Consider the following 12,817-nt stretch of genomic DNA (forward strand, 5'->3'; position numbering starts at 1 on the left):
GTGAAAGTTGGTGAAAGTTGGTGGTGATTGGTGGTCAGTTCATCAGTTGGTGAAAGTTGACCCTCATTTTGTTCATTGGTGAAAGTTGGTGAAAGTTGGTGATTGGTGGTCAGTTCATCAGTTGGTGAAAGTTGACCCTCATTTTGTTCATTGGTGAAAGTTGGTGAAAGTTGGTGGTGAGTTGGTGGTGAGTTGGTGGTCGCTAACCCTTGCTCTATCGACTTTTCAGCCCAAAATTTGGTGCTGTTGGTGCTGTTTTCTCTAATCTCACTTTTTTCTAAATCCGCTTTGATATCTATCGAAGTAGTTTGTGTGTTTGAAAAAGTGGTTGAATTACCACCAACTTCACCAACTTTTTTTTCTATTGCTTGTCTAGTAATCGTTTCAGCCGTTGGTGGTACCACCAACTGACCACCAACTCCACCAACGTTTTTACGGATATTGCCAAGGTAGTATTTCTTACCAGTACGCGAGATAATGCCCATTTCTATTAGCAGTTGGCAATCAAGGTCGATTTCGGCAGCGGGAATCTTTTTCAAGGCATTGATGTTGCGTTTGAGGTCGCTAACGGTAAAACCATCTCCTCGACGTGCAGCAAACTCTTGGATTTTGAGCAAGTTTCCTGCCAATGAAAGCTGGTCACTGTTTTTGGCATACAGTAGCCGCGCCTGTGCTACGTAAAAATCAATGATGTGACAGGCCACTGCCATTGTGCGACCGTCAACAGATTGCCCTGGTGTGGTTTCTCCTGCTAACACTGCGTTAACTAGGTGCAGCCACAGGGCGAATCTACCCAGGTAGGTTTGCAGTTTGGGGTAAGTAGCTTTGAGTCCTGGGTGTTCTTCGGCTTCTAGCCAATTTATCAGTTGGTGCTGGTATGCAGTGTAAATTTTCTTGGCATCATTGGTCAGGAAGTAATCACGCTCTGGCAGTTTACCCAAAGCTTGATAGAGTTTTGCCAAAGAGTCCTGTAACTGTTGCCCTGTACCGTCATCTTTTTGAAACAGATTGATATAAGCTAAAGGATTTTCCTTGAGGCAGAATAACCAACGGGCAAACTCACCTGCGTAATCTGCAAAGTCTTGTCTTTGTTGAAATTGTTTTAAAATTTCCGGTTGGGTGTTACCTGTACGGCTAATGGCAGAACGCTCTAGGTAAATACATTTGTCGCTGTCTACAACGTCTTTAGATAGTGCATCACCGTTAAATTCGCTCAGGTCAATTTGGCTATCATCACCTTTACCACCGCGATATTTATTGCGTCCGGTGATGTAACCTGCCCACTCGTCGCGCCAGTAAAGAATTCCTCTCTGGTTCTCTCCGTGGATTTTTATCCGCGCCTCAGTCGTTGAACCTTGGACAATAAACCGTTTACGTGGTGTAGGTTCAGAAGGCAGTTCTTCACCTTTAGCGCAGTGTTTCAACTGGAGTTTGTAGTCGTCTTGTGCTTGTTTCCAATTGTTGTACTCGTTAGCCTCCAGCTTGTTTAGTGGATTGATGATTGCTTTTTGTGCCGGAGTTTTTAATCTCCCAGTGGGAGCGACTACACAAGTCCAGAAAATTGATGTGACGGTATATGCTGTTCTAGGATCAACAACTAATTGAGAGGAGGTACCAATTCTGGAGCCTGCTACTGGAAACAGAGTAGTTAACAATGCTTCTGGTGATACGGGCATGGCTTGAGCGGTAGCTTCTAGTAAGAGTGCTAGCTTGCCACCGTCACCCCACAGTAGTTGGCTTGGCGATAGTTCTGCCTTTTGTGCTTCTAGCAGTGTTGGTAATTGACGACCTGCCAATTTACGATCAACAGATTGTTCAAACTCTATTGAGCGTGATTTGTAAAGTTTTAAGACATAACCTGAACTAGTACCCGCTTTTGTGGCAAGTTCCAACAACCTAGCTTCTAACTCGGATTGAAGGTAATTGCCTTCAATCAGTGAGTCAATTTCCCCTAGTAGTTCATTTGTACTGAATGAAAATCTGGTAATTGTGGGATGGGGAATTACCTTAGAGTTGGTGTCAGGTGTTAAGAGTGGTTGCTTTTGGTATGGTCTAACTTGCTGTTGGTGTTGCCAAGCTTTGATGCAGTTGATGAGCGCGTCATCACTTAATGTTGGAGTGGGGTTGTCTTTGGCGGCTGATTTCCAAATTGAGTCGGCTTCTCTAGCATCGAGTGGCGGGGAACAGCGAGAGCTATAGTCATCCAGTAATGTTCTGGGGTCGCCTGAATACCTGTACCCCAAGTGGGTAAGTCTGGCGGCTGTGCCGATGAGGTTACGGGCGAGTTTTGCGCCTTTATTATTTCTTTCTCCAATACCTGCACCGCCGTCAATTAGTTGGCGATCGTCTTTGCTGAGGCATTGGTAAAGTGGCACGTCCCCAGTGGGTAACTGTAGCTCTCTGGGTGCAGTTGCTGCTGTCTTTTTGGTGGGAATATTCTCCCGTAAATCTTGGTAACTGTAGCGTTTACCACTATTGAGGATAATTTGAGATTGACTATTAGGTATGTTGTTTGCTGCAAAGTGCCAGCATCCCGCTAATCTCATCACCCGTGATGGGTTTTTAAGGGAGCGGTCAGCATCAGCAAATTCTAATAAATCAGTTTGAAGCGATCGCCATTGCTCTACTGTACAAGGCTCATCAAAAATCCAGTAGCTATGAATTGATTTACCGCCGCTATCTACCTGTAAACTAGGCTCTGGTAATCCAAGCGAATGCCACAATTCTACCTGCAATTGCTTGTCGAGGTTGTCATGTTCGTAGAAGATAGCGCGGCAAGACGTTACATCCTTGTCAGCTTGTCCACCACCGTTGACTACGAAGTAAACTCCTCTGCCATCTGATTGCCAAGCACTAACTGTTTTGATTAACTGTTCGAGATTATTTACTGAAGCGCTTCTACCTTTATCGTCTTTTTTGCGTGGGTCATCATTGGGGTAAAACGAGCGCAGGTAGATTGTGTCTCCTCTCTTATAACCTAGCGCTGCTAGGTGTTGTGCTATCTGGTCACGGTCTACAAATAGATCTTTTTTAGGTGTTTCAATTGTCTTTGGCTGATAATTGACCTTATTCACAGCAATTTGCTCCTGATACTTAATATTTTGAGTATCGGAGGGGTTTTTTGCGCTGCTATGCCTTATAGCTATGGATTGCTGCGTGGCTTGGTTTAGCTCATTTTGATGAGAATCACAGATGCAGCATTGGCATCAATTGGCATCCACTATGGATGCCACAAATTCTGCGGCAACCCGTATAATAAAGTAAGCAATGCGAACTGAATCTCTTTTCAACCAATCAGTGCTTTCTAAGCTGCCAACTTACTTCACTGATATGGTCTGTTTGAGATCAACCCGCTCCGGACAGACAATTCAAAATGTCTAACTATAGCTGTAGGACAAAGCGTTCACTACCTAGTGAGTTTTGTCCTTTCAGCGTTTTGGTACTTTTTACTGTTCACCTCCGTTACACTCTTCATTTAGGGTATTGCTTGATCTTACAAAAGTTTTTGCTACCTACAACTTAATATTAGTTTGATTTTTTACTTTAAATTTCTCCACATTTATTGAAGTTTGTTTACGAAAAAAAAGAGGGTTTGTAGCCCACTCCGACTTTAGTGATTACCCAATCTGAAGCTTGAGTTCTCGCTCAAGCTTCCCCTGCCTCAGATGTTGCCTCTGCCTTCACTTTTTTTTCAAACACCTGGATGTTTGGCTCTTCCAGTACAAAACCCTGATCTGTTTGTTGACCGAGTTTACCAGCGATAGCAGCTACCCACTGAGGATAGCTGCTAGCAGCGTCAGTCAGTTTCTTCCAAATTTTTGGTTTGACGGTAACGCTGATAATACGTCCACCACAGTCAACCTCGAATTGTTGCCAGCCGTTTTCTACGGTATTACTTTGAGGCAGTTCATTAATTTTGATTATTACTTCGAGTTTTCCTGCAATCATAGGCACTCTCCATTACTTGTCTGGTGAGGGATCATTTTCTTCTAGCCATTTATCTAGAAGTTCATTGAGTACCGTATCCATATTGGTTTTGAGCTTGATGCAAGCGATTTTAAAACGATCGCGTTTATCAGACTCAACACGGAGCCTGATAAAAACAGGCTCTTTTGCATTTTTACCCATATTGTTACTTATAGCACCTTATTTTGGTCAGCAATGATTGAGGCTGACTTGGACTCGCTCAATGAACAGGAATTAGTCAAAGGTGGCAAATAAATATAAAGCGCAGTCTAAACAGATTTTCTTAATTTTTTACCCCATTTCAATGCTTAGAGTCTTGCCGCCTCAAGTACAGTCCAAGCTCAATAGTCTGGATAATCTTTTTTAAATTTTATTTTTTCATATACGCAACTCGTAATTTTCAAGTTACTATTATAAAAATTCTATTTTTTAGGATAGTAACTGGTGATCAGACTCGATATACCCACACTTGAGCAAATTTCTGCTGGTCTAATCAAGGTTCAAGCATGTCAGGGCAGGCTTTATCCTTACCCTCAAGACTTGCAACTGGGTTACGACAGGGTAGTTTTGGCATTTCTAGTGGGCGGTAAAGCTCTTGATGTACCAGATAGTATTCCGAAGTTTTACGAACTTTGCGAACAGCCTTTTGAAGAATGGGGAGTGGAAATTGACGACGAAATAGACTCAAGCGACTCTTTGCTTTTTTTGGGAGAACCTACGGAATTAACGATTGAATTAGCAGAAGCGTTTGGTGGGAGTGTACTGAGCCAAGAACAAACAAAAATTGCAACCGAATTACTGCAACACTGTCAGTCACACCCACAAGGAGTACAAATTTACACCAAATTCCGGAGGTTTATTATTGAGCATCCTGTTTTGTCAAACCAGGAGTTCGTAAAAGCAAAAGGGGATTTTGGACTGGGTGTTGGGCTGTCTGATCTTTTAGATGAGTGCTACGAACCTGTACCGAGTTGCTACGAGTTAGAGGGAAACTTCTATGCCTGCCCGTACTGTCATGCGCTGGCTGGAGTAAATCCGCAAGGGCAAGTGATTGCAAACTCTAGCTGTAACCGTTGTCCACCTGGACGCAGACTCAAGCGCAAAGTAAAACTACCAAGTGACTGCTTAAAACTCAAGCGTGGCATCGAACGCTTTTGGTTTTACCCTGGACGTGCAGAAATTCAACTCTTTCAGAAGTTAGTAGATTTGGGGCTAGAGGTTGAACTTTATCCAGAGTGCGATCGCTATGACTTGAGAATTAAGTTTCCTGATGGTGAAGTATGGGCACTCGATTTGAAGGATTACTCTAATCCCTATCTATTAGTCAGGAATTTAGGTGATGAACCAATACCCAGTGAACCACCTTGGGATGTTGCATATATTGTTATCCCTGCGGAGCGGAAGAAAGACCGTCCTGCTTATCTTAAAGAATTGAAATCACGATGGCGGTGGGAGAATGTTAAACCCGTCTTCGATGATGCAGTTTTTGCACTAGCCAAGAAAAAAGCGGGTGTGCGCGAAGTGGAAGTGCAAGCGAGCGAAACTGGGGTGGAGAGCGATACACCTCCTACTAATAGTAAGCAAAGCTACACCAATACAGAAGGGGACACACGTTCTACCAATAGTAAAGGGGGTGAGGAGAAAAGTACAAAGCGCGATAAAAGTCCCACTAAAAACAAGGGGAGAAAGACATGAGAGAAACGAGGTCTTGGCGCTACAAAGTTACACAATCCCTACAAAAACAAACGAATTTACATAAAGACCAGATTGAGGCGTTGCTCGATTTGGAACTATGCTTGTTTGCTATTGAAAAGTTAGGTGTTCAATCAGAACTTGAAACAGCAATTTCTGTATGGCTACTAATATCTAATCGATTTTATCTGTTTCCGCGCTTGGCTTTGTTGGTGGAGACAGTAGAAGCAAAGAGAACGCTATTTAATCTCAGGCAGTTAGTTCCGTATTTAACAAACCAAGATGTTACAGAACAGTTGCTAAAGTTATACAACCAAATTCCCTCGAAGTACCGAGCCTACGATGTTGATGATAAAACTTATCGGTTCACTCGGAAATCCATGCCTTCTATCTGGGGCAACCGTTTTGAGCGTTTTGAGGAATTGCTTGGTAACAAATTGAAGTATCGCCAGCGTACTGTTAAATATGCAGAACCAGGTAGAGAATATCGCTTTCGCTCTGGAGAAAACACTTACAGCGTCAGAATTCCAAAGGATTTGCCCTTATGCCAAGGCAGGGTTCTATCAGTACATCGCGAGAATAATAAAGCAATCTCTGTCACACGAGAAGAAATGGAGTCGGCAGCAAATCTTCTAGATGAACACTGCGGTCAAAACCATGAAGGGCGTTTATCAGATATCATCCTTGAGCATTTTCAAGGAATGGGGTTTGTCGAACTCGACACTATAGTGTTCGACGGGGTAAAAAACTTAGTTGGGCTGCTAAATGCAGGTAAATCGACACTAATTGAAATTCTGACTGTAGCAGTAGCAAAAAAAGGACACCGAGTTGGCATTGTCTTTAACGAAGTTGTGACGTGCCTAAGAATGGCTAGTCTACTTAAAAAAGTCGGCTTACGAGTATCAGTAGTAATTGGTCAAAGGAATCGAAAAGTTCATCTTGAGAACTGGCATAGTGTGGATGGTGGGATAGACGGCTTCACACACTTATCTACAGCTTGTCCCTTAAGCCAATACTTTCAACCTTCAAATCCTCTTTCTCCTCCTTGCTTTGATTTAAGAGAAGTAAAAGACTCGGACGACAATAATACTAGTAATGGTAACAGTAATAATAATAGCAACGGGGATGGTGTAAGAATTTGTCCCCTGATTGGGCAGTGTCCAAGACACCGAGATGCTAACGAACTTGCTGACGCAGATGTTATTTTGACAACAGTAGCTGCTGCAATATTCACTCGTCCCCTACCGCACGTAAGCCCACAGTCAATTACCTACTATGAATTGATGTACCGGACTTGTAGCGTCGTGTTTTTCGACGAGTGTGACAAGGTGCAATCGAACCTCGACTCAACATTTTTACCTGCTATCAAATTAATTGAGAGAGGCAGTAATGGATTTCTCGATCAAGTAGTAACATGGACGCGAGCTACTAAACTACGTAATTCTAGAAACGATTTACGGCAGCTTACTTTTGGACAATTCAATCATGCTTTGCAAAATGCCGATACGCTTGTTGATAATATTTGCACACAATTGCAACTATCCCCTGATGAAAGCGAGTGGCTGGCTGAGAAATTCTTTACCTGTTCGTCCCTAGCTAGGGATTTTGTATTAGAAATTGCCGAAGCTGAAGGCGTAGATACTGAATCATCTACCTTTATTCTTGATAAAAACCCGATTTATCAGGAATTAGCTGATTTCCTGCTAGGCGATTGGAAAAACTCCTGGCTTGCTGAGTATGCAATGAGACTTCAGAGTGAAAACTACCAAGAACAGCAGGAAACAATTGCCAAAATACAAACAAAACTCACTGAAAAAGGCTGGTTGAAGGCAATTAAAGACAAGTGGGGATTTTGTAGCAAGTTTGCATTATTCCTCAAATTAGTCCTTTTTGTGTCATTTTTTCAACAGTCAATCAAAACTGCATACGGGCTTGAGCAGCAAGTAGATGGAGCCGAAGAAATAGTTTTCTTTAATCGCATTCCACGGGACTTTTACGGGTTGATACCGGGACTAGCATCTGGTTTGGTTTGCGGGTTCAAGCTGGAACGGCAAGAGAATCAATTAACACTTTGGTACTTCCAAGCACTGGGACAAGGGCGCTGGCTGTTGGAGAATTTTTCCCATGTCTTTGCTGATGAAGGTACTCAAGGAGCGCACGCTTTGTTACTAAGTGGTACAAGTTGGGCTGGGCAAAGTCCCATTTACCATCTGGAACGCCAAGTCGATTACTTGTTACGTCCAAGGGTTAGGAAAGCTATCGAAGCAATTTCTGAAAGTAGTTTTCACTTTTCTCCTTGTTACTATCCAGATGGTAGCCCTGTCCGGGTTTCTGGGGCAACAAATAAGGAAGAAGCTCTGTTGCAGGTAGTGCGCTCTTTACTTCGTCAAACTGACATCTTGCAACGTGATTTTGACACGTTACCTGAAGGTAGAAAGCGTTTAATTTGGTATGTCAATAGTTACGAGCAGGTGGATTTTGTTTACGATGCCATCAAGAGCATTGATACTAGCTCCTATTGGAAAGAACGGGTGGCGGCTTTGACTTCGCGATCGCCACTGGAGGAAATTGACGAATCTTTGATTTCTCGCAGTAACGTTGAAAATTTTGCTGATACTAATCGAGCAATTTTAATTGCGCCAATAGCAGCGATTGGGCGGGGTAAGAATATTTTAAATGAGGAAGGACTGAGTGCATTTGGTGGAGCATATTTTTTAGTTCGTCCGCATCCCGCACCTGATGACCTCGATTATAAATTTCGACTGGCATTGTGGAGAGAAAGAAAAGCGATAGCCCAAGAGAGAGAGGGAAACTTTATTAATGCTTGCGACTCTTGGCGTAGCGAAGGCTATGGCATCTTTCTCAAAAGTCTTGATACCATCTTGCAGTATTCCCACAAGGGACTATCCAAAGAACTACGCGAAGGACTGATTTGGAGTTTGATGGTGCTTACTTGGCAGGCGATCGCCCGAACAATTCGTGGTAATCAGCCGACTTTAGTTCGTTTTATTGATGCAGCATGGGCACCTAACCTTGCCCAGAAGAAAGCTGAAACTGAAAAAGATTCCTTACTTAAAGGATTTAAGTACGTTCTGCAACCGTACTTTGGCAAAACCAGAACAGGCTATGACCAAATCGACATCGCGCTAGTGCGATCGCTTTACGAACCTTTTTACCGTGCATTGGAGAAAATAGATGGCATATAACTCTATACAATTATTTGCACTTCAAATACCGACTAAGATATCACTTCCATTCGATTTGTATGCGTTGGCTGTTCCAAAGAATTGGAAAGATTTATTTTCCAGATTACAGAAATATAAGCATGACAAAAATTATGTTTTACCACCTATAGAATGTCTTAACCAAGCACTAACAATTTCAATTGATAATGAAATTATATTTCCTTCCACAAACGCATTTAAATTAACATCTAATACCCATTGGTTTTATTCTAAGTCTAACAACATCTCCAAAGTATATATTGTGAATGTTGTCAAGAACTGGTTAAATATTTCATTTAAAGACTTAGATTGTTTAACCACCAGTGATATCCAAGAAATTCATTCACTTTCGGCTCATGACTTGGAATTTCAGCAGGTAGAAATCCCTGAAACTGTATGGAGTATTGAAGGTGGAGAATTAAAAATTGACCCTTTGTACTATAGTCTCATCCCTTATTTGATTGCTAGTGCAATAGTAGCAGAGCCGCTATCTTTAATCGATACAAACAGCAATCAAGTTTTTGAAACATTACAATTTCATGAGTGTGTAGTAGAAAAATCTAATGTTCAAGAAATTATCAGTTGGCCACCAACTATTATTACTCAAGATAAAAAGAAGAAAGATAGTGAAGACAAAGAAAAACAAACACACTATTACTCTTTCTTACTGAGATTTGCATTCCATTACAATTTAAATGGAGAACCCTACCTTACTTGCGATTACGGTATTAGACGTTGGGTTAGTTGGGAGTTAGGCTATCTAAGTTCAGGTAAGACTGTTTATATCAGTCCTACAAACTCTACAAGATTTGCCCCCTGCAAGTTAAAATACATGGGTAAAGAAAGGGGTATAGATTTTGAAGGTAATCTTGTATATTTGCTAAAAGCCCTTAACTTCAAAGATAAATTTAACGCTCAAGATGTAGTTAAAACACCCTATAAAAATAACGATTTGGCTTGGGGTGTAGTTTACGGTAACACAATATCACGCTCGCACAATGCAGAAGATGGACTCTTTCCAAAAGATAATGCAATATTTCATCAAGCCTGTTTAGAGCGTATACAAAATGTATTAGGTGAAGAGTTTTGCTCTATAGAACCTTATTTACGTTGCGATAATGATAAATTGCTGAAAAAACCACGTGGTGAGTACAATAAGGTCAAAGAATTTATCAAGCAGCATTATGCTAGCGTAAACACATCTCCACCATTTTATATCCCACCTAATCTTAGATTAGTATTGTTATCGCAGAGTAAAGAAGCTGAAGAATTAATCCTTGCACTCGCAAAAAAATACGGAATTGAAGATGTTACTATACATAGTCTTGGTGCTTTAGGTGCAGAAATGTCTGGAAAAAATTGGAGGACTGACTGTGCTAATAGAATCAGAGAATTCCAAAAATTACTTCCTTCATCACCTCCAAATCGGAAAACCTTGACTTTAATTGAAATCCTACCCAAGAAGCATTTTTGGAAAGATGCAAGAAAAGACCCAAAACCTTGCTTTCGCCCTGCATTAGCAATGCTTGGTAGCGTTACCGACCATTTTGAGCCTAAAGATGAAAATGACAAAGGTGATTTACTGACAGAAGCAGAATTTAATGATGAAATTACCAAAGTAGAAGCAGCCCAAGCTGCTGCTAAAGAACAAGGTAAATCCGTTAAAAAGAAGTCTCTAAAAAGTAATTTTGCTCATCGTATGGAATCAGCCCTAAAAAGCGGATTGTCGATGGCTGGTGCATATATTTATCCAACTATTGAGGTAGAACAGTTCCCTACAGATGTTGCTAGCGTTGGTGTCTACAAAATCCCTTTTTACACAGGCGAAATAACCAAGTACCTTCCTGTAGCAGTGCGTATGGACAAAAGCGGCGTTACTGCTAAGGCTTACGGATGTGATGAGTGGCTAGATTTTTACCTCTTTCAAATAAAAATGGCATCAGGAGCATTTGAAAGCATCGAATTTAATAAGAAGAAAGTTCAAAACTGGGTGTTCAACAACTTATTCCAAGAAACGAAACAACCAACAATTTACTGCTTTGATGCTGATAACCTGCGCTCTCATGGTTTGCTATTTCTTCAGAAAAAATTATGGCGCAAGCACCTCCTTGCTTTTGACACTTCAGAAAATACAAAAAATGAAGATATTACTTTTATCCCCATCTCAAAATATCCCCACATACGTATAGCTAATATCATTGCACCTAATACAACAGAAGTTCCCATTTATCGTGCTTGTGATGAAGATGGGAACCTTGAAGGACATACCGCAGGTGTCTTTTACCCTTCATCAAAAGGTTCTGAGTGTGGTTACTATTATTTAAGCAACCAACGTCCTGAATCTCGTAGCGGTGGCATTCTCCAAGAAAGTAAATTGCCACTAGCAATAACTAAAAACGACAAGACAGGGAAACCTAAAAAACCAAAACCCCAAGCCCAAGGCTATAATCCCCGTGGCGTTATTCTAAGCTTGACACTTCAAGAAGCAGACTGCTTTAGTGATTGGGCAACGTTTGTTCAGTGTCAGCGACTTTATGGGATGATTCAGTATCTTGACGCTACAATTTTTCCCGAAGTACTCCACCGTGCGGTTGGACTTGGTGCCTATCGACCAATCCAAGCTATTCGCGAGCCATAGTTGGGGTGGGATCAGCAAGCGTTACTGATGATGGGGAGCAAATATTGGCTCAGAGCTTTTATGCCTGAGCCTAAACAAGAGATTCCAAAATATTTTTGGCGATTGCTACCGTCACACCAATTTTGGCAACACAACCTCAAAATAAAGACAGTTGTCCTGGCGATACGTTCCCCTTGCATTGATTAAGTTTTATTCAACATGAGCGTCAATAATTCCGACAAGCGTGAAAATTTTCACGCTTGGCGTAGTCCACATTTGATATCGAAACTGATAGCAACGATTTCCGCCCTGGGTGTAGAAGCGAGTGTAGACAAGTCAGGGCGCAACATGAGCAAAACCCCAACATCCAGGCCCCCTATGCTGGATAATAGTCTGTGGTATTGGAAAAAGCCATTTTCACGGTGGCGCTCGTGCGGGGTCTGGGTAGAGACTGCGGTGTAGACTAAGCGTGCAGACTGCCGTTGACCCTTGACTTGGGATGAAAATCTTGAACTGAAGCAGCGGGGGTAGCAGCGACGATATCACTCTGATAGCAACAGGAACTTGACCATTACAAAATATTTGGTGTGATGAACCGACTATAGATGAAAGTCTAGTCTGGGATTGACATGGTATCACTTGTCAATGCACAGTTGCGATAATGGCCGCGCTCGCATCAGGGTTGGCCTGTGTATTGAGTAAAAGATTGGGCAGTTTGAAATTGATTTGTGTTTACTTTCGCCATTTCTACACCCACTTATACCCAGCGTGTAGACACTTTACTTCTGTGGTAGAGACTACCCTAGAAACATTTTTTCCTGTCAAAGTCCATACAAGCGGTTAAGTACCTCCGCCTGATAAAACTGTTGTATTAATCACTAAATCAACTAAAACTTCTTAATATTTAGCCTGCTAACTTGTACAAATAACTACAATTATTACGCAGAAGCCAAAAATCTCAACTCAAGTCCCGACTGAAACCGAGCCAAAACTGCTTGTGTATCCACACTGAAGGAAAAATCTGTGCTTTGAACGATAAATTGGCCAAAAAATGAATCATAACCTGACCGAAAGTTCACGTAATATCAAGGCTTTGAAACAATCAACATCTCATGCTGTGAATCAAATAATGACCGCAAGTTTAAAATGTGCATCATAATGCGACCAAAAGTTTAATTTCAACATTATTAAATTTAGGAGTATTCAAACACTTAAATTTCAGTCTAAATTTGGAACTTTTGTACTCAGATATGGTTCAAAGCGGTTATGATATGGTTCAAAACTATATTTTTATCTATATTTGAGTTAACGCTGATAT

General features: G+C 41.5%; 6 protein-coding genes. 3 read left to right on the plus strand and 3 right to left on the minus strand.

What is annotated here, in order from left to right:
- The 3 genes from H6G41_RS35405 to H6G41_RS26580 all read right to left on the minus strand — a co-directional run.
- A partial coding sequence (locus H6G41_RS35405; RefSeq protein ID WP_190750226.1) for a DUF3987 domain-containing protein occupies positions 1-3,074 on the minus strand: 3,074 nt, incomplete at its 3' end.
- Between the two features lie 571 nt (positions 3,075-3,645).
- Positions 3,646-3,948 (minus strand): fertility inhibition FinO-like protein, encoded by a 303-nt coding sequence (locus H6G41_RS26575; protein WP_190750228.1) that lies wholly within the window; start codon positions 3,946-3,948, stop codon positions 3,646-3,648.
- A 12-nt stretch (positions 3,949-3,960) separates the two neighbouring features.
- Positions 3,961-4,128 carry a plasmid partition protein ParG gene (locus H6G41_RS26580; RefSeq protein ID WP_190750230.1) on the minus strand — a complete coding sequence of 56 codons (168 nt, stop codon included), beginning with the start codon at positions 4,126-4,128 and terminating at the stop codon, positions 3,961-3,963.
- Between the two features lie 282 nt (positions 4,129-4,410).
- Between H6G41_RS26580 and H6G41_RS26585 the strand changes: the two genes are divergently transcribed.
- From H6G41_RS26585 to H6G41_RS26595, 3 genes are read left to right on the plus strand one after another with little or no spacing between them, the layout of a single operon-like run.
- A complete protein-coding gene (locus tag H6G41_RS26585; RefSeq protein WP_190750232.1) occupies positions 4,411-5,661 on the plus strand; it encodes a hypothetical protein in 1,251 nt (416 codons plus the stop codon).
- Positions 5,658-8,864 carry a hypothetical protein gene (locus H6G41_RS26590; RefSeq protein WP_190750234.1) on the plus strand — a complete coding sequence of 1,069 codons (3,207 nt, stop codon included), beginning with the start codon at positions 5,658-5,660 and terminating at the stop codon, positions 8,862-8,864. The genes H6G41_RS26585 and H6G41_RS26590 overlap by 4 nt, the downstream gene beginning before the upstream one ends.
- Positions 8,854-11,520 carry a pPIWI_RE module domain-containing protein gene (locus tag H6G41_RS26595; RefSeq protein ID WP_190750236.1) on the plus strand — a complete coding sequence of 889 codons (2,667 nt, stop codon included), beginning with the start codon at positions 8,854-8,856 and terminating at the stop codon, positions 11,518-11,520. The genes H6G41_RS26590 and H6G41_RS26595 overlap by 11 nt, the downstream gene beginning before the upstream one ends.
- The last annotated feature ends 1,297 nt before the right edge of the window (positions 11,521-12,817 follow it).

This window comes from Tolypothrix sp. FACHB-123 (assembly GCF_014697075.1).
In the GTDB taxonomy this organism is placed as follows: Bacteria; Cyanobacteriota; Cyanobacteriia; order Cyanobacteriales; family Nostocaceae; genus Aulosira.

Coding starts and splice junctions, on each gene's coding strand:
- H6G41_RS26575 (WP_190750228.1), bottom strand. CDS start 3,948: ATGATTGCAGGAAAACTCGAAGTAATAATCAAAATTAATGAACTGCCT.
- H6G41_RS26580 (WP_190750230.1), bottom strand. CDS start 4,128: ATGGGTAAAAATGCAAAAGAGCCTGTTTTTATCAGGCTCCGTGTTGAG.
- H6G41_RS26590 (WP_190750234.1), top strand. CDS start 5,658: ATGAGAGAAACGAGGTCTTGGCGCTACAAAGTTACACAATCCCTACAA.
- H6G41_RS26595 (WP_190750236.1), top strand. CDS start 8,854: ATGGCATATAACTCTATACAATTATTTGCACTTCAAATACCGACTAAG.